16 protein-coding genes and 1 pseudogene are annotated in these 18,052 nt (G+C 69.5%); 6 read left to right on the forward strand and 11 right to left on the reverse strand.

Translation table 11 applies throughout. The features are described 5' to 3' along the window. Positions 1-52: 52 nt before the first annotated feature. Positions 53-424 (forward strand): low affinity iron permease family protein, encoded by a 372-nt coding sequence (locus tag ACZ3H8_RS02190; RefSeq protein WP_467396370.1) that lies wholly within the window; start codon positions 53-55, stop codon positions 422-424. Positions 425-449: 25 nt separating this feature from the next. Here ACZ3H8_RS02190 and ACZ3H8_RS02195 read toward each other — a convergent pair whose 3' ends face one another. After that, a complete protein-coding gene (locus tag ACZ3H8_RS02195; RefSeq protein ID WP_467396372.1) occupies positions 450-1,037 on the reverse strand; it encodes a hypothetical protein in 588 nt (195 codons plus the stop codon). 141 nt (positions 1,038-1,178) lie between these two features. Here ACZ3H8_RS02195 and ACZ3H8_RS02200 point away from each other — a divergent pair. Continuing rightward, positions 1,179-1,469 (forward strand): annotated as a pseudogene (locus ACZ3H8_RS02200) (IS5/IS1182 family transposase); the annotation flags it as partial. Positions 1,470-1,584: 115 nt separating this feature from the next. Here the strand turns inward: ACZ3H8_RS02200 and ACZ3H8_RS02205 are convergent. Both ACZ3H8_RS02205 and ACZ3H8_RS02210 read right to left on the reverse strand, forming a co-directional pair. Next, complete coding sequence (locus ACZ3H8_RS02205; RefSeq protein WP_467396374.1) at positions 1,585-1,734, reverse strand: hypothetical protein; 150 nt, start codon at positions 1,732-1,734, stop codon at positions 1,585-1,587. 605 nt (positions 1,735-2,339) lie between these two features. Continuing rightward, on the reverse strand, positions 2,340-3,479 hold the full coding sequence (locus ACZ3H8_RS02210; protein WP_467396376.1) for a magnesium and cobalt transport protein CorA: 1,140 nt from the start codon (positions 3,477-3,479) through the stop codon (positions 2,340-2,342). 153 nt (positions 3,480-3,632) lie between these two features. On the opposite strand from ACZ3H8_RS02210, the gene ACZ3H8_RS02215 reads away from it, so the two are divergent. Continuing rightward, a complete protein-coding gene (locus ACZ3H8_RS02215) occupies positions 3,633-4,754 on the forward strand; it encodes a winged helix DNA-binding domain-containing protein (protein WP_467396378.1) in 1,122 nt (373 codons plus the stop codon). A gap of 13 nt (positions 4,755-4,767) precedes the next feature. Here ACZ3H8_RS02215 and ACZ3H8_RS02220 read toward each other — a convergent pair whose 3' ends face one another. Beyond that, positions 4,768-5,412 (reverse strand): LysE family translocator, encoded by a 645-nt coding sequence (locus ACZ3H8_RS02220; protein ID WP_467396380.1) that lies wholly within the window; start codon positions 5,410-5,412, stop codon positions 4,768-4,770. Positions 5,413-5,548: 136 nt separating this feature from the next. Continuing rightward, complete coding sequence (locus ACZ3H8_RS02225; RefSeq protein WP_467396382.1) at positions 5,549-6,376, reverse strand: helix-turn-helix transcriptional regulator; 828 nt, start codon at positions 6,374-6,376, stop codon at positions 5,549-5,551. 100 nt (positions 6,377-6,476) lie between these two features. Between ACZ3H8_RS02225 and ACZ3H8_RS02230 the strand changes: the two genes are divergently transcribed. Beyond that, positions 6,477-8,165 carry an AMP-binding protein gene (locus ACZ3H8_RS02230; RefSeq protein ID WP_467396384.1) on the forward strand — a complete coding sequence of 563 codons (1,689 nt, stop codon included), beginning with the start codon at positions 6,477-6,479 and terminating at the stop codon, positions 8,163-8,165. Continuing rightward, positions 8,162-9,844 (forward strand): AMP-binding protein, encoded by a 1,683-nt coding sequence (locus tag ACZ3H8_RS02235; RefSeq protein ID WP_467396386.1) that lies wholly within the window; start codon positions 8,162-8,164, stop codon positions 9,842-9,844. Before ACZ3H8_RS02230 ends, ACZ3H8_RS02235 begins: the two co-directional genes overlap by 4 nt. Here ACZ3H8_RS02235 and ACZ3H8_RS02240 read toward each other — a convergent pair. Further along, entirely contained in the window at positions 9,729-10,283 is a 555-nt protein-coding gene (locus ACZ3H8_RS02240) for a GNAT family N-acetyltransferase (protein ID WP_467396388.1), read from the reverse strand. The genes ACZ3H8_RS02235 and ACZ3H8_RS02240 overlap by 116 nt on opposite strands. Positions 10,284-10,353: 70 nt before the next feature. After that, positions 10,354-11,088: a hypothetical protein gene (locus ACZ3H8_RS02245; protein WP_467396390.1), complete on the reverse strand. Its 735-nt coding sequence runs from the start codon at positions 11,086-11,088 to the stop codon at positions 10,354-10,356. 205 nt (positions 11,089-11,293) lie between these two features. Here ACZ3H8_RS02245 and gcl point away from each other — a divergent pair, with 205 nt between their 5' ends. Further along, positions 11,294-13,081: a glyoxylate carboligase gene (gene gcl, locus ACZ3H8_RS02250; RefSeq protein WP_467396392.1), complete on the forward strand. Its 1,788-nt coding sequence runs from the start codon at positions 11,294-11,296 to the stop codon at positions 13,079-13,081. 600 nt (positions 13,082-13,681) lie between these two features. On the opposite strand, the gene ACZ3H8_RS02255 is transcribed toward gcl, so the two are convergent. From ACZ3H8_RS02255 to ACZ3H8_RS02270, 4 genes are all read right to left on the reverse strand, one after another. Then, a complete protein-coding gene (locus ACZ3H8_RS02255; protein ID WP_467396394.1) occupies positions 13,682-15,148 on the reverse strand; it encodes a catalase in 1,467 nt (488 codons plus the stop codon). Positions 15,149-15,321: 173 nt separating this feature from the next. Further along, the gene (locus tag ACZ3H8_RS02260) at positions 15,322-16,236 is read right to left on the reverse strand and encodes a 2-hydroxy-3-oxopropionate reductase (RefSeq protein WP_467396396.1); all 915 of its coding nucleotides are present in this window, start codon (positions 16,234-16,236) and stop codon (positions 15,322-15,324) included. A 38-nt stretch (positions 16,237-16,274) separates the two neighbouring features. Next, positions 16,275-17,114, reverse strand: a complete 840-nt coding sequence (locus ACZ3H8_RS02265; protein ID WP_467396399.1) for a TIM barrel protein — start codon at positions 17,112-17,114, stop codon at positions 16,275-16,277. A 208-nt stretch (positions 17,115-17,322) separates the two neighbouring features. Then, on the reverse strand, positions 17,323-18,033 hold the full coding sequence (locus ACZ3H8_RS02270) for a hypothetical protein (RefSeq protein WP_467396401.1): 711 nt from the start codon (positions 18,031-18,033) through the stop codon (positions 17,323-17,325). Between the last annotated feature and the right edge of the window lie 19 nt (positions 18,034-18,052).

Genomic DNA, 18,052 nt, shown 5'->3' on the forward strand with positions numbered 1-18,052 from the left:
TCAGTGTGCGTGGCAGCGCCGGGCGGGCCACGGTCCGCTGTAGAGAAGTCGCATGATTCTCAAGCACCCGTCCGACCGAGGTGGCTCGCGGAACAAACCGTTCGAGAGGCTGGCCGAGAATGCCTCACTGTTCACCAGCTCAGCGACGTTCTTCGTGGCCTGCCTGATCCTGGTCGCCGTGGCTGTCGTACTGCACCTGATCGGCCTGCCGATCAAGTGGCTCCTGTTCGCGGGCGAGGCGATGTCGGCGGTGACCCTGCTCCTGCTGGCCTTGCTCAAGAACTCCGAGCTGCGGGCCGAACGGGCGGTCCAGAGCAAGCTGGACGCCATCGCCGCTGCCCTGCTGGAAGGTCAGGAGGGCGGCGGCACCGGAAAGGCCCACCGGGAGCTGCGGTCCTCCCTCGGCCTGGAGGAGGGCTCCTGAGGGACCCGGGGACGTCCGCGTGGCATCAAACAGAGCCCCTGGGGAGGGTGCTGGCGCTGGACGGCCCAGTCCTCTCTAACAGTGCCGAGTAGGCCCGCTCGATGCCCTGCGTGTAGCCGGTCCCCAACTCGATGTAGACGTGCCCGCCGGCCGTACACGCTTTGCGCAGGGCAGCGCTCTGGTCCCTGACCCATGCGGCGATCTCCCGGTAGGTGGTGTCATCGGCTCCCTTGAGCCAGTCCGGGGCGGCCCGCAGGTGTTCGGGGGTCAGCTTTGTATTTCCGAGGAATACGGAGGTCAGTGGCATCCCGACACCGGCGGCGGCCGTGGCCGCCGCCGGTGTGACGATGTCGCCCTCGACCACATAGCCATCTTGGGGATCGGAGTCATCAAGAGCCTCCGCAGCTGCACGGATGAACTCAATGAGGAACGGCTGAGCGAGCACTGCCTTGTCCGAATGCGTACCATGCCGCACGCCGTGCTCAGGGGCAGCGCGCTGCAGCATCGACACCAGAGCGTCGGTCGGGCAACCCGGGAGGCCCTCTGGGTCCAGCAGCATCCACGCGAGGGTGCTCTTGCCCACCCGGGGCGGGCCGCCAATCAGGTAGATCACATGAAGACCGTACCTCGGGGGCCGACTTGGGTGATCTCGCTGCGGCTGGATCGTAGTCACTGCGTCCCGATAAGCGAGGCGACCATGCCATGAGACGATCTCGACTGTGGCTGGTGTGATCACAGCGTCGGAACCCTCCTGACCAACCACCAAGTGGTCATCGACGCCGACACCCGCCTGGTAGTCGTGGTCGGCCGGCCGCTGCCGGGCAATCTCAACGACTGTCGGGCCTGGGCCGAGTCCGGTGCCAGGGCCGCCGTCGGCAGCACCACGACCATCGCCGACGGCGGCTACCGGGACACCGGCCTGGGCATCCCGCATGGACGCCGAAGCGAGGACGAGGAACTGCCCGCCTGGAAACAGGCCCACAACACTTCGCACAAACGCGTCCCGGTCCGCGGTGTGCATTACGTGCGATACGCGCGGATTCGCGACGCAGGTTTCGGCAGGGAAACCAGGCAGGCCAACACTGCGGCTACGGATAGCGCACGTCCTGGATAGCTGGAGCGACTTGGAGGCAGAAACAGGGAAATGAGCCCGCCGACGATCAAATGGCCTCCGTGGCGCCCAGGAGACGAGCGGGGGCACCGACGGTGATCTGCGCCCAGAAGGACACCTCGTCCCGGGTCAGGCCGAGGAGCGCGAGCTCGTGGCGGCCGTCGAGGATTCTCAGTGTGGCGCGGGGGTTTGTGTCCATGGGGCGGGTCACGCGCTTCCGGGCTCGGGGAGCAGGCAGGTGATGGGGCGATCGTCCGCGGTTCAGGTGGCCGACGTGAAAGCAGCTTCGCCGAGCGAGATCGTGCAGCACAACGGCTAAGGCGTACACATGGCGCTAAAGCCGGTCAATGGTGCCTCATCGCAGGGGACTTGGAGAGTCAGGTTCCCGGCCCTCCAGCTGCGCAGTGCCCTCTCCGAGCAGGGGCAGGCGCCTCGCAGGCCACCAGCGGCCCCGACGCACCCGCGGCTGCCTCACGCTGCGGGGAGCCGCGCGTCCTCCAGGTCCAGCGAACGCTGCAGCCGTCTGCGCGTGGTGTCGCTGATGCGATCAACCGGATCACCTCAACCGGGTACGGGAACTGCTTCTGGTCCTCAGAGAAGACAGGGGCGTTGGCCCGGTCGATTGCTACTGAGCCCTGCGAGCTGGAAGGGGCGCTGCGGTCTGCATCGACAAAGGGGCCGGCGGTTGCCGATCGGAAGGTAGAGGAGATCATGAGCGCTGATTCTCCCCAGCGCGTGTGGAGTGCCGTGATGATGTGTGCGCGATAGCAAATTCGACGCCGTCGGTGCGAACCGGGTGGTGGCCTAAAGCCAATCCCGTCGCTTGAAGATGAAGTACAAACTCACGCAAACAACGGCCATCAGAGCTACAGCGAAGGGGTATCCGAACGCCCAGCTCAGCTCCGGCATGGCTTCGAAGTTCATTCCGTAAATTGTTCCCACTAGCGTGGGTGCAAACAGAATGGCCGCCCAGGAGGAGATCTTCTTGATTTCCTCGTTCTGCTCGAAGCCCGCCTCCGCCAGCGCCCGCATCTCCGCGTTCTGCTGCTGCGTCACCAGCGTCGCGTTCACCGTGAGGATTTCCGTGAGCGCCTGGCGGAAGCCGTCCACGCGCTCGCTCGTGTGCGTGACGTGGTCGGCGACGTCACGGAGATAGCGCTGCAGCTCCTCATCCGTGCCGTACTTGGCGAAGCCCGCCATCAGGGCGTGCAGCATGCCGACCAGGGGGCGGGTGGCGCGCTGGAACTCGACCATTTCGCGGGAGAGTTCGTAGATACGGCGGGACACCTCGGGGTCGCCGCTGAAGACCTCGGTCTCGATCTCGTCGATGTCGTTCTGCACGCCCGCCACCACCGGGGCGTAGCCGTCGACCACGGCGTCCAGGATCGCGTACAGCACCGCCTCCGGGCCGAGGGCCAGCAGCTCCGGGGTCTCCTCCATGCGGCGGCGTACCGCGGACAGGTCGGGGGCCGCGCCGTGGCGGACCGTGATCAGGAAGTCCTTGCCCAGGAAGACGTGCAGCTCGCCGAACTCGACCTCCTCCTGGGCATCGAGATAGCGGGCGGCGCGCAGCACCACAAACAGGGTGTCGCCGTACCGTTCGAGCTTCGGGCGCTGGTGGGCCTCCAGGGCGTCCTCGACGGCGAGTTCATGCAGGTCGAACTCGTCGGCGAGCGAATGGACTTCGGCCTCGGTGGGGCGGTGCAGCCCGATCCACGCCATACCGTCGGGGAACTCGCGCAGCTTGCGGAAGGTCTCGGCGAGCGAGTCGGGCGTCGCGACACGGTTGCCCTCGCGGTAGAGCGCGGCCTGGACGACGCTTCCCTGGTCCTTGTGTACGGGGGCGGGGGCGGCAGGCTCGGCGGTCGTGGGGGCCTTTGACGGCGGGCTCGTGGGCGGCAGGGGCCGGCGGCGCCATTGGTGCTTCTTCGGGGACAGCGGCATCGCGGGTCTCACCTCCACATCGAACCCGTAACGTGCGCCCTTGCGGCCTCGGAGCAGGATATCCGCGTCGAATTGCCCCGGCATGACGGGGCAGCGACAGGGCCTCCTCATTGCGGACAGGAGTTGTCCGCAAGCCTGAGTAGCGTGTGGCGCATGGCCTCGAAGACGACGTACCCCGTACTCGGCAACCGCGCCCTCAACCGCGCAACGCTTCAGCGTCAGCTCCTGCTGCGCCGCGCCCCCAAGTCCGCGATGTCCGTCAAGGGCGCCGTCGAGCACCTCGTCGGCCTTCAGGCGCAGAACGTGAAGCCGCCGTACTTCGCCCTCGCGGCCCGGCTGGACGGCTTCGACCCCGCAGAGCTCTCCGCGCTGATGGCATCCCGCGAGGTCGCGCGACTGGTCACCATGCGTTCCACCATCCATACGCACACCGCCGAGGACTGCCTCACCCTGCGGCCGCTGGTCCAGGCCGCGCGCGACAGGGAGCTCAAGCAGTTCCGGTCGGGCCTGGCCGGAGTCGATCTGGCCCGGCTCGGCGCCCTCAGCCGTGAGCTGGTCCAGGAGCAGCCCCGGACCATGAAGGAGCTGCGTGAGGCGCTGCTGAAACAGTGGCCGGACGCCGATCCGTTCGCCCTGTCCGTCGCCGCCCGCTGCGTACTGCCGCTGGTGCAGGTCACCCCGCGCGGTCTGTGGGGCAGGAGCGGCCAGGTCACGCTCACCACCGCCGAGCACTGGTTCGGCCGGAGGCCGGAGCCCGCGCCCGCGCCCGATGCCACCGTGCTCCGCTACCTCGCGGCCTTCGGCCCCGCCTCCGTCAAAGACATGCAGATCTGGTCCGGGCTGACCCGGATGCGGGAGGTCTTCGAGCGGCTGCGGCCGCGGCTGGCCGTCTTCCAGGACGAGAACGGCGTCGAGCTCTTCGACCTCCCCGACGGGCCCCGGCCGGACCCCGGGACCCCGGCGCCGCCCCGCTTCCTCCCCGAGTTCGACAATCTGCTGCTCTCGCACGCAGACCGCAGCCGCCTCGTGCCCGAGAAGTACAAGACGAGCACCTGGAAGGGCAACCAGGCGTACTCGACCCTCCTCGTCGACGGCTACCTCGCCGGGATCTGGCGGCTGACCGAGACCGACGAGACCGCGACCGTGACCGTCCAGGCCTTCGGGACGCTGACCCGCGCGCAGCAGGGCGCCGTGGCCGAGGAGGGAGAGCGGATGCTCACCGCCATGTCCTCGGCCGGCGCGTACGACATCCGCTTCGGGACCTTCAGCGAGTAGCGGGAAGCGGGAGTCAGTCCGCGCGGCCCGTCGCCGCCACCGTCACGCCCAGGCCGATCATCGCGAACCCGCCCGCGCCGCCGACCATCGACAGCCGGCGCTCCGAGCGGGCGAACCAGCCGCGCGCCGCCGCCGCGCCCAGACCCCAGAGCGTGTCCGTCACCAGGCCGATCGAGATCGGGACCAGGCCGAGCAGCAGCATCTGCGCGGGCAGATGGCCCGCCGAGTGGTCCACGAACTGCGGCAGCACCGCGGCGAAGAAGACGATGCCCTTGGGGTTGGTGACGCCCACCAGGATGCCGTCCACGACCGTACGGACATCGCCGCGCGCCGGTCCTGCCGGGGCGGCCATGTCCGAGACCTTCATGCCCTTGCGGTGCCGGAAAGCCTGCACACCGAGGAAGACCAGATACGCCGCGCCCGCCAGCTTCACCGCCATGAACACCGTGGCCGACCGCTCCACCAGCGCGCCGACGCCCAGCGCGACGGCCACGACCAGGACGTACGAGCCGAAGACATTGCCCAGGGCGGTGGCCACCGCAGTCCGGCGGCCATGGGCGAGAGCCCGGCCGATCACGAAGAGCACGCTCGGCCCCGGGATCACGATCACCAGCAGGGACATCGCGGCGAATGCGAGGAAGCGGTCCGTCGACACCATCCCGTCATTCAACGCGATGCCCGGCTGCGCGCATAGAGCCGCGGTTTCGGCCCCTGAGGCGATTGAGGAGTGGGGTCCGGGGCGAAGCCCCGGTTTCGGGAAGGGGCGGGGAGGGGGCAAGCCCCGCCGGAGGCGGTTACGGCAGCAGCCGCGCGCGACGCGCCGCCACCACCGCCTCCAGTCGGGTGTGCGCCCCCAACTTCCGCATCGCGGACCGCAGATAGCCCTTCACCGTCTCCGGCTTCAGGCCGAGCCGCTCGGCCGCGGCCGCGTTCGTCGAGCCCGCCGCGACGCACGCCAGCACGTCCAGCTCGCGCGGCGTCAGCGTGACCGTGTGCTCGCGCGGCCGACCGCCCGCCGCGGTCGCCAGCCGGCCGCAGACCGACAGCAGCGTCTCCCGCAGCGCCTGGTCGACGATCCGCGGGGCCAGCGCCCGCAGCTCGCCGTGTGCCTCGCGGACCTCCTCCCACGCCCCGGGACCCGCCACCGGCTCCCGCGCCGCCGCCAGCAGCCGCTGCACCTCGTCCCGTACGACCAGCGTCTGCTCCACATCGCGCGCCGCCGCCACCGCGGCGTCGAAGGTCCGGTCGCCCATCGCCATCGGCTCACGCAGCGCGCCGTAGAGCACGCCCCGTACCTTGCGCCGTACGACGACGGGCACCGCGAGCACCGAGCGCAGCCCCTCCGTCGCGACCGCCGCGTCGTACTCGTGGCTGATGTGCCGCGCCGAGCGGTAGTCGGTCACCGCGCACGGCCGGGACAGCGCGATGGACTTGCCGCCGAGGCCGTTGCCCGCGCATATCGCGAGGCCCCGCAGCGCGCCCGTCGCCGCGCCGCTCAGTTCGGCGATCCGCAGCTGGCGTGCGTCGTGCAGCAGACCGCCGAAGGCGACCGGCAGCCCGGTCGTCCGGCGCAGCCGCAGCAGCGCCGCTCGCATCTCCACCGCATCGGCCGGCTCGTGCACGTCCTCTTCCTCCGTGCTGGGTCACCCCCGTACGGGGGTAGTGAGACCTGAGTCACTGATTACACGATGTCGGTAGCCGGTCCCGCAATGAGGAGGACACATGACTTCAGGCAGCGCGACGGAAAGTTTCCGGGCAGCCCGGGACTTTCTGCTGGAGCACCGGGAGGACTACGCGACGGCGTACGAAGGCTTCGCCTGGCCGCGGCCCGAGCGCTTCAACTGGGCGCTGGACTGGTTCGACGAGATCGCCACCGGCAACGACAGGACCGCGCTGCACATCGTCGAGGAGGACGGTCGTGAGATCACCGTCTCGTTCGGTGAGATGTCCGTACGCTCGAACCGGGTCGCCAACTGGCTGCGGGCGCAGGGTGTACGAGCCGGGGACCGGATCCTCGTGATGCTCGGCAACCAGCAGGAGCTGTGGATGATCGCGCTCGCAGCGATGAAGCTGCGGGCGGTCGTCATCCCCGCGACCCCGCTGCTCGGCCCGCTGGACCTCAGGGACCGGATCGAACGTGGACGCGCCCGGCACGTCATCGTGCGGGAGGCGGACACCGCCAAATTCGCCGAGGTGCCGGGGGACTACACCAGAATCGCGGTGGCGGACCGGGGCGCGGCCGACGTTCCGGGCTGGCTCGAATTCGACGGGGCGTTCTCCGCGCCGGATGACTTCGAGCCCGACGGTGTCACGCACGCCCACGACCCGCTGATGCTCTACTTCACCTCCGGCACGACCGCCCGCCCCAAGCTGGTCGAGCACACCCATCTCTCGTACCCCGTCGGCCACTTGGCGACCATGTACTGGATCGGGCTCAAGCCGGGCGATGTGCATCTGAACATCTCCTCGCCCGGCTGGGCCAAGCACGCCTGGTCCAATCTCTTCGCGCCCTGGAACGCCGAGGCGACCGTCTTCATCCACAACTACACGCGCTTCGACGCGGCCCGGCTGATGGCGGAGATGGACCGCGCGGGAGTGACCAGCTTCTGCGCCCCGCCCACCGTGTGGCGGATGCTGATCCAGGCGGACCTCGGCCAGCTGCGTACGCCGCCGCGCGAGGTGGTCGCGGCCGGAGAGCCGCTCAACCCCGAGGTCATCGAGACCGTACGACGCGAGTGGGGCGTCACCGTCCGGGACGGGTTCGGGCAGACGGAGACGGCCGCACAGGTCTCCAACAGCCCAGGTCAGCTGCTGAAGGCCGGCTCAATGGGCCGTCCGAGCCCCGGCTACCAGGTGGTGCTCCTGGACCCGGTGACGGGCGAGCCGGGCGCCACGGAGGGCGAGATCTCGCTGGATCTGTCCGGCCGTCCGGTCGGCCTGATGACCGGGTACCACGGGGACCCGGAGCGTACGGCCGAGGCGATGGCCGGCGGCTTCTACCGCACCGGCGACATCGGCGCGCGCGACGCCGACGGATACATCACCTACGTCGGGCGCTCCGACGACGTCTTCAAGGCGTCCGACTACAAGATCTCGCCGTTCGAGCTGGAGAGCGCACTGCTGGAGCACGAGGCGGTGGCGGAGGCGGCGGTGGTGCCCGCACCCGACCCGGTGCGGCTCGCCGTGCCGAAGGCGTACATCGTGCTGGCGGAGGGCTGGGAGCCGGGCCCCGGCACGGCGAAGCTGCTCTTCGAGCACTCGCGCTCCGTCCTCGCCCCGTACAAGCGCATCCGCCGTCTTGAGTTCGCGGAGCTGCCCAAGACCGTCTCGGGGAAGATCCGCCGGATCGAGCTGCGCGAGCGTACGGCCGACGGCTCGGCCGCCGAGTACGACGAGGGGAACCTGCGGTGACGCTCTCCTACGCGCACGGCACCGGCACGACGGCGCTGCTCGGTGACACCATCGGCCAGAACCTCGACCGGACGATCGCCGCGTATCCCGACCGCGAGGCGCTGGTGGACGTGCCCGCGGGCACCCGCTGGACGTATGCCGAATTCGGCTCGGCGGTGGACCAGCTGGCGCGCGGGCTGCTCGGGACCGCAGTCGCCAAGGGCGACCGCGTCGGGATCTGGGCGGTCAACTGCGCCGAGTGGGTGCTCGTGCAGTACGCCACCGCCCGGATCGGCGCGATCATGGTGAACATCAATCCGGCGTACCGGGCGCACGAGCTCGAGTACGTACTGAAACAGGCCGGGATCTCGGTGCTGTGCGCCTCGCAGCGGCACAAGACCAGCGACTACCGGGCGCTGGTGGAGCAGGTGCGCCCGCGCTGCCCCGAGCTGCGGGCCGTCCACTACATCGAGGACGGCTCCTGGGACGTGCTCCTGGACGCGGCCGGTACCGTCACCGACGAGCAACTGGCCTCCCGCGAGGCCGAGTTGTCCTGCGACGACCCGGTCAACATCCAGTACACCTCGGGCACCACCGGCTTCCCCAAGGGCGCGACGCTCTCCCACCACAACATCCTCAACAACGGCTATTTCGTGGGGGAGATGATCGCCTACACCGAGCAGGACCGGATCTGTCTGCCGGTGCCCTTCTATCACTGCTTCGGCATGGTCATGGGCAATCTCGCCGCCACTTCGCACGGCGCGTGCATGGTCATTCCGGCTCCCTCCTTCGATGCGACGGCCACTCTCAGTGCGGTCGCCGAAGAGCGCTGCACCTCGCTCTACGGGGTCCCGACGATGTTCATTGCCGAGCTGAACCTTGCGGACTTCGCCTCGTACGACGTGTCCACCCTGCGCACCGGCATCATGGCGGGCTCGCCCTGCCCGGTGGAGGTGATGAAGCGGGTCGTCGCCGAGATGAACATGGCGGAGGTGTCGATCTGTTACGGCATGACGGAGACCTCGCCGGTCTCCACCCAGACCCGGCGCGACGACGATCTGGAGCGCCGCACCGGCACGGTGGGCAGGGTGCTGCCCCATGTCGAGGTCAAGATCGTCGACCCGGTCACCGGTGTGACCCTGCCCCGCGGGGAGGCCGGTGAGCTGCGTACCCGCGGCTACAGCGTGATGCTCGGCTACTGGAACGAGCCGGAGAAGACCGCAGAGGCCATCGACGCGGGCCGCTGGATGCACACCGGCGACCTGGCGGTGATGCGCGAGGACGGCTACGTCCAGATCGTCGGCCGGATCAAGGACATGATCATCAGGGGCGGTGAGAACGTCTATCCGCGTGAGATCGAGGAGTTTCTGTACGGCCACCCCAAGATCGCGGACGTCCAGGTGGTCGGCGTCCCCGACGAGCGCTACGGCGAGGAGATCCTGGCCTGCGTCGTCCCCCGCGATCCCGCGGACCCGCCGACCCTGGACGACATCGCCGCGTTCTGCCGGGAACAGCTCGCGCACTACAAGATCCCGCGCCGTCTCGAGATCCTCGCCGATTTCCCGATGACGGTGAGCGGGAAGGTCAGAAAGGTGGAGCTGCGCCGGCGGTACGGCTCTGCGGAGGAGAGCCGGCCAGCTCCCGGCGCATGCACACCCGCGGCCAGTGGTCCAGGCCGTGCCGGGCCTCCGCGCGTCTGATCTCCCGCAGTCCTTCGGTGAGTTCGGCATCGGTCAGCGAGCGGAAGCCAAGGCGTGTGTAGTACGGCGCGTTCCACGGGACCTCGGCGAAGGTGGTGAGGGTGAGAGCCGTCAGCCCGTCGGCGGCCGCACACGCGGCGAGGTGGTCGATCAGGGCGCTGCCGAGCCCTCGGCGGGCGGCGGCCGGGTGGACCGAGACCTGCTCGATATGGGCTGCGCCGTCGATCGTGTCGGAGATCAGATACGCGACCGGACGGTCGGCGGCGTCGGCCGACACCCAGGCGTGGCCCAGGCGACGGTAGCGCTCCAGCAGGTCGAGCGCCGGGGGCTCGTCGTCGGCGATCACCGCCATGCCGAGGCCGCGGAAGGGCTCGCCGGCCGCCCTCTCGATGTCCTGGAGCAGGGGGAGTTCGGCGAGTGCGGCCGGTCGGATACGCATATGGGGAGTATGGCCCAGCCGTTTCAGGCCCCGCAGCCCGCGCCCCCGAGGCGTCGTGGTGAGGGCCGTGTCAGACGCCGGTGGAGATGAGCTCGTCCGCCGGGCCGTTGACCGGCTGCGGGCTGCCCGTGAGGTCCATGACGAAGAGCGGGATGCCGAGATCGTCCGCGCGGGACCTGGCGTCGTCCGCGTACCCCGCGAGTGAGAAGAAGACGCTCGACGCCGAGATGCTCAGTCCGTTCAGCCACAGGCACTCGACATCGCGCAGCGTGGCGGGGCGGGTGGACGGGTCGACCTGGGCAACCAGGCCAGGGCCGCGCAGATCTATACCGGACGAGGGCCGGACCTCCGGCTGCACGACGTCCCGGAACCCCAGCCACTTCAGATAGAGCGCGGCCGCGGTCACCGCGTCCCGCGCGGTGCGGATCGTGACCGGGCGGAAAGAGGGGCGCACCACGGCTGTCGCGGTGCTCGGCAGCCGGATGTGCAACGGGCGTGCCGCCAAGGACGCCGTCGAGTCGGGCGCGGCCGGGGCGGGGGTGCTCACCGGGCGGACCGGGACGCGCAGCACCGTGCCGCACAGGCAGCCGAGCTCCGGCTGTGGCCACTGGTCCTGGCGGCCGCACTGCTGGCAGCGGACCGTCACCCAGTCGTCCGTCCAGGTGCGGTGCGTGATCGGCTCTGCGGGGGCGGCGCGCAGCAGCGGCGGGGCGACCGGGGCACCGCACGCGCACGGATAGACCTGCGCTGCGTACAGATGGTCGCGCCGGCAGGACGGACAGCGCACCCGCACGGTCTCGGCCACCGCGGGTCCCCCCTTCCCCTCGTACTGGCGTACATCGTCCACCAAGCGCAAGGCCTTGGGGAGGGACTTCGGCCATCCCTTGACGCCGTTCCGTACGCGTCCTACATTACTTCCGTATAGCAGAACTATTCTTCCGCATTACGGAATCGAAGCTCTCGAGTGACGCGAAAGAGTCCGACTCCGCCTGGCCGAAGCAGGAGCATCCATGCCTCGTATGACCGCTGCCCGAGCGGCAGTTGAGATCCTCAAGCGCGAAGGCGTCACGAACGCGTTCGGTGTGCCGGGCGCGGCCATCAATCCCTTCTACAAGGCCCTCCAGGCCGCCGGCGGCATCGACCACACGCTCGCCCGCCATGTCGAAGGCGCCTCCCACATGGCGGAGGGCTACACCCGCGCGGGCGCCGGCAACATCGGTGTCTGCATCGGCACGTCGGGCCCGGCGGGCACCGACATGATCACCGGCCTGTACTCCGCCATCGGCGACTCGATCCCGATCCTGTGCATCACCGGCCAGGCGCCGACCTCCGTGATCCACAAGGAGGACTTCCAGGCCGTCGACATCGCCTCGATCGCGGGGCCGGTCACCAAGGCCGCGACGACAGTCCTGGAGGCCGCACAGGTCCCCGGCGTCTTCCAGCAGGCCTTCCACCTGATGCGCTCGGGCCGTCCGGGACCGGTCCTCATCGACCTGCCCATCGACGTCCAGCTGACCGAGATCGAGTTCGACCCGGAGACGTACGAGCCGCTGCCCGTCTACAAGCCGTCCGCCACCCGCGCCCAGATCGAGAAGGCGATCTCCTTCCTCCTGGAGTCGGAGCGCCCGCTGATCGTCGCCGGCGGCGGCATCATCAACGCCGACGCCTCCGACCTGCTGGTCGAGTTCGCCGAGCTCACCGGCACGCCGGTCATCCCGACCCTGATGGGCTGGGGCACCATCCCGGACGACCACGAGCTCAACGCCGGCATGGTCGGCCTGCAGACCTCGCACCGCTACGGCAACGCGAACTTCCTGGAGTCCGACTTCGTCCTGGGCATCGGCAACCGCTGGGCCAACCGCCACACCGGCTACAAGCTTGACGTCTACACCAAGGGCCGCACATTCGTCCATGTGGACATCGAGCCCACCCAGATCGGCAGGATCTTCGCCCCGGACTACGGGATCGCCTCCGACGCCAAGGCCGCGCTGGAGCTCTTCGTCGAGGTGGCTCGCGAGCTGAAGGCCGCGGGCAAGCTCCCCGACCGCGCCGAGTGGGTCGCCTCCACGCAGGAGCGCAAGGCCACGCTGCACCGCCGTACGCACTTCGACAACGTGCCGCTGAAGCCGCAGCGCGTGTACGAGGAGATGAACAGGGCCTTCGGTCCGGAGACCCGGTACGTCACCACCATCGGCCTCTCCCAGATCGCCGGCGCGCAGATGCTGCACGTCTACAAGCCGCGCCACTGGATCAACTGCGGCCAGGCGGGCCCGCTCGGCTGGACGATCCCGGCCGCGCTCGGAGTCGCCACCGCGGACCCGGAGTCGCCGGTCGTCGCCCTGTCCGGCGACTACGACTTCCAGTTCATGATCGAAGAGCTGGCAGTCGGCGCGCAGCACCGGATCCCGTACGTCCATGTCCTGGTGAACAACTCCTACCTGGGCCTGATCCGGCAGGCGCAGATCGGCCTGGACATCAACTTCCAGGTCAACCTGGAGTTCGAGAACATCAACGCCCCGGAGCTGGGTGTCTACGGCGTCGACCATGTCAAGGTCGTCGAGGGCCTGGGCTGCAAGGCGATCCGGGTCACCGAGCCGGACCAGCTGCTGCCGGCCTTCGAGGAGGCCAAGAAGCTGGCCGCGGAGTTCCGGGTGCCGGTCGTCGTGGAGGCGATCCTGGAGCGGATCACCAACATCTCGATGAGCACGACGGCGGACATCAGCAATGTCGTCGAGTTCGAGGAACTGGCCACGGAGCCGGGCCACGCGCCGACGGCGATCAAGCCGCTGAAGGTCTGACGTACCTGCCGCCGGGGGGGTGAACGGCCCCCGTCCCGACTGTGTGTCGGGGCGGGGGCCGTTTCGCATGCCCGGCCCGTGGGACGCTGCGTACGAGTGTGACCGCCCTGCTGGAGGCGGGGAAAACGCTCAAGGCCTGACCCTCAGTGTGAAGGTCAGGCCTTGGGGGAGGAGTTGTAGCCGCCCGACGGTGCGAGGCTGCCGCGACAGGTCGTTCGCACGGCCGGGCGGAGACTGCGTGGCGGAATTGCGTCACGACGGACGGAGCCCGGCGCAGCCGCTCGCTGTGACATGAGCGGCTTCGCCGCATGGCGAGAGGCCCCCAGGGGCCGAGCGGTGCGAGGGCGGCACCTGGAAATGGTCTGCGTGGGGCGCTTCGGGCTGGGACCGCGGCGGCGGAGATTGCTCCCCGGGCTCCCTTCCTTCAGGTCAGAAAGAGAACCCGCGGACCTTCACCACCGCACTGGCATCGCCTGCCGCCGCGGTCCTCGCCTCCGCCCGCTCCGCGTGACCACCCCTCATCCGGGTCCGCGGCGCGGGCTCGCGCCCGGGCATGACCTCCCGTCATGTCCCGGACGCAGCCCGGGTGTTGCCGTTCGCTCAGTCCTCGCGCAGCGCGCGGACCGCCTCCTCGACGCGCTTGCCGTAGTCGGCGTCGGCGGCGTGGAAGTGGGCGAGGTTCTTCTCGATCACGTCGTCGCGGGTGACCTGCGACAGACCGCCCGCGATGTTGGCGATCAGGCGGGACTTCTCCTCCTCGGACATCAGCCGGTACAGCTCGCCCGCCTGGAAGAAGTCGTCGTCCTTGACGTGGATCGGGGTCGCGTGGGTGCCCGTCCAGCCCTGGACGGCGAGCGGGGCCGACAGGGCGGCGTCCGTCTGCGCGGGACCGGCGTACGAGTTGGGCTCGTAGTTCTTGTCGTGGCGCGAGCCGTTGCGCGTGGCCATCAGACCGTCGCGGCCGTAGTTCTCGGCAGACCCCCCAGACACAGCCTTCGGCGCGTTCACCGCCAGCTGGGTGTGGTTGACGCCCAGGCGGTAGCGGTGCGCGTCCGCATAGGCGAACAGACGGCCCTGGAGCATCCTGTCCGGCGAAGGACCGATGCCGGGCACGAAGTTGTTCGGCGAGAACGCGGCCTGCTCGACCTCGGCGAAGACGTTGTCGGGGTTGCGGTCGAGGACCAGGCGGCCCACGCGCTGCAGCGGGTAGTCGCTGTGCGGCCACACCTTGGTGAGGTCGAACGGGTTGAAGCGGTAGTCCGCCGCCTCGGCGGCCGGCATGAGCTGGACGTACAGGGTCCAGGACGGGTTCACGCCGCGCTCGATCGCCTGCAGCAGGTCCGTCTGGTGGCTGTTGCCGTCCTTGCCCGCGGTGTCCGCGGCCTGCTCGGACGACAGGCAGCGGATGCCCTGGTTCGTCTTGAAGTGGTACTTGACGAAGAAGGCCTCGCCGGCGGCGTTGGTCCACTGGTAGGTGTGCGAGCCGTAGCCGTTCATGTGGCGGTACGAGGCGGGGATGCCGCGGTCGCCCATCAGCCAGGTCACCTGGTGCGTCGCCTCGGGGGCGTGCGCCCAGAAGTCCCAGACGTTGTCCGGCTCCTGCTTGCCCGTGAACGGGTCGCGCTTTTGCGAGTGGATGAAGTCCGGGAACTTGATGGGGTCCTTGATGAAGAACACCGGGGTGTTGTTGCCGACGAGGTCGTAATTCCCGTCCTCGGTGTAGAACTTGAGCGCGAAGCCGCGAGGGTCACGGACCGCGTCCGCGCCACCGAGCGAATCGGCGACGGTGGAGAAGCGGATGAACGTCTCCGTGCGCTTGCCGACCTCGGACAGGAAGTCCGCCTTGGTGAAGCCGGTGACGTCGTCCGTCACCTCGAAGTAGCCGTACGCGCCGGAGCCGCGGGCGTGCACGACGCGCTCCGGGATGCGCTCCCGGTTGAAGCGGGCGAGCTTCTCCAGCAGGTGCTGGTCCTGGAGGAGGAGCGGGCCACCGACGCCGGCGGTGGCGGAGTTCTGGTTGTCGGCGACCGGGGCGCCTGACTCGGTCGTAAGCACACGCTGCGTCATGGTGGCGGGATTGACCTTCCGTGCTGGAGCTGCTGGCGGTGCGAGGAGCGTAAATTCGACTCGAACATCACGTCAACAGTTTGTTGAAAACGAAGGATGGTGTTCCGGACGGCGCCGGCGCCTGGGCGCGACAGGACAGGTGTCAGCGCCAACGCCGCCCGGAAATCTGGGAGTCAGACCTGCTGGCCGGAGAGACGCTCGACGGAGCGCAGCAGGGCGGAGTGGTCGAGGCCGCCGTCGCCCTGGGCGCGCAGCGAGGCGACCAGCTGGGCGACGACCGCGCCGACGGGCAGCGCGGCGCCGACATTGCGGGCGGCGTCGGTGACGATGCCCATGTCCTTGTGGTGCAGCTCGATCCGGAAGCCGGGCTTGAAGTCCCGGTTGAGGAAGTTGTCCTTCTTGCGGGTCAGCACCGTCGAGCCGGCCAGACCGCCGTTGAGGACGTCCAGGGCCGCCTGGAGGTTCACGCCGGACTTCTCGAGGAAGACCACGGCCTCGGCGCAGGCCTGGATGTTGACCGCGACGATCAGCTGGTTGGCGGCCTTCACCGTCTGGCCGGAGCCGTGCGGGCCGCACAGGACGATGGTCTTGCCGAGGGCCTCGAGAATCGGCCTGGCGCTGTCGAAGTCGGCCTGCTCGCCGCCGACCATGATCGACAGTACGGCCTCGATCGCGCCGGCCTCGCCGCCGGACACCGGGGCGTCCAGCACGCGGATGCCCTTCTGCGCGCCGGCCTTGCCCAGGTCCACCGAGGTCTGCGGGGTGATCGAGGACATGTCGATCAGCAGCGCGCCCGGCTTCGCGTTCTCCAGGATGCCGTCGGGGCCGTACGCGATTGCCTCGACGTGCGGGGACGCGGGCACCATCGTGATGACGACGTCGGCGTTCTTGACGGCCTCGGCGATGGAGGACGCGGCGGTGCCGCCGGCCGCGGCCAGCCGGTCCAGCTTGTCCTGCTCCAGCGTGAAGCCGGTGACGTCGTAACCCGCCTTCAGGAGGTTCTCGGACATGGGGGAGCCCATGATGCCGAGGCCGATCCAGGCAATCGCGGGGCGGGCCGGGCGGGAGGAATCAGCGAGAGTGCTCATGAGGGTGCCTTCCTAACAGCTTTGGTACGTCAGCGAGTTCAGCGGGCCGCTCGGGCCTCGGCCGGGAGCCAGTCGAAGGACTCCGTGCTCGGGCGGTCGCCGGCCTTGTACTCCAGGCCGATCCAGCCGTCGTAACCGGCCTTCGTCAGCTCGTCGAGCAGCTGCTCCAGCGGCAGCGAGCCGCTGCCCGGCGCACCGCGGCCCGGGCTGTCCGCGATCTGGACGTGGCCGGTCTTGTCGGCGTACGCCGTGATGACCCGGCTGACGTCCTCGCCATTCATCGACAGGTGGTAGATGTCGAGGAGGAACTTCGCGTTGCCGAGGCCCGTCGCCACGTTCACCTTGTCGACGACCTCGATCGCGGCCGGGGCGCTCACCAGCGGGTAGAGCGGGGACTCGGGCTTGTTCAAGGTCTCGACCAGCAGGATCGCGCCGACCCGGTCGGCGGCGCGGGCGGCGAGCACCAGGTTCTCCAGGGCGAAGGCGTCCTGGATCTGCGGGTCGATGCCCTCGACGCGGTTGCCGTACAGCGCGTTGAGGGCCTTGCAGCCGGCCGAGGCGGCGAAGTCCGCGGCGACGTCGATGTTGGCGCGGAAGCGGTCGGACTCCTTGCCGGGCACGGAGAGCGCGCCGCGATCGGGGCCCGGCAGCTGCCCGGCGTAGAAGTTCAGGCCCACCAGCTGGGTGCCTGCGTCGTCGAGCGCCTTCTTGAGGGCGTCGAGCTCGGCCTGCGGTGGGGTGGGGGTCTCGATCCAGGGCCACCACAGCTCGACCGCGGTGAAGCCGGCGGCGGCCGCGGCCGCCGGGCGCTCCAGGAGCGGGAGTTCCGTGAAGAGGATCGAAAGGTTCACATCGAAGCGCTGGTCCGTGTATCCCATAAGGGGTGCGCTCCTTCCGTATTGCGGAAGTCAGTTTCTGCTTAACGGAAGATTGCCTGGCGGGCGGGAGTGCTGTCAAGGGCGGGCCCACAAAAAGAGCCCCCCGAGCGGGGGCGGAAGGCCTGTTCAGGCTTCCGCCGTCCCGGCTCGGGAGGCACTTGGTGGGTCTCGGGTGGGTACGGCCCGCGCGGCGGGGCCCGTACGGGCGCTACAGGGCGTCGACCGCGCTCACCTTCCAGCCCCCGGAGGTGAGCGTGAGGGTCATCCGTACCCGGTTCAGGTCCACGCGGGGGCCGGAAATCTGGGTGCTGCTGGTGACCTGGTTGACGAAGAGCAGGACGACGGCCCGGTCCGGTGAGGCCGACACCACCGATGCCGCCGGCGCGCCACCGCCCGCAGGCTTCACGACCGTCGCTTTGACCACGCCCTTGTACTTCATGGCGGTCGGGGCCACCACTTTCGTGGTCGTCCGCCGGTACTCGTCACGGAAGGAACCCGTGAGGTGGCCGCGCGCCGCGTCGAAATCCCGGTCCAGATGCCGGTAGTCGTACGACAGGATCACGGGAGCCGCCTTCTGCGCGGTTGTCAGCGCCTGTGCCCGCGCCCGGTCCGTCTGCCGGGCGTCCCCGTACTTCCACCCGAGCACCGTGACCGCGACCAGCCCCGCCACGACCAGGACGGCGAGCACAGCGGTTATGAGTCCGCGCCGCCCCCCAGCGGGTTTCTCAACGGGGTCCTCCGTATGCAGGACCCGTCCGACGCCCACCAGGGCCGGGACCTGCATGTCGTCGAGACCGGAGTCGGGACCGGAGTCGGGGCCGGTGCGCTCGGCGCGTCTGGCTGCGGCACGGGCGGCCGCGGCCAAGGACCGGCTTCCGGGTGAGCCGGCGCGGCGGCTCCGCGTGCTGGGGTTCGCCACGGTGTCTCTCCTCACTGGT

The sequence above is a fragment of the Streptomyces sp. NPDC002868 genome, assembly GCF_055563295.1.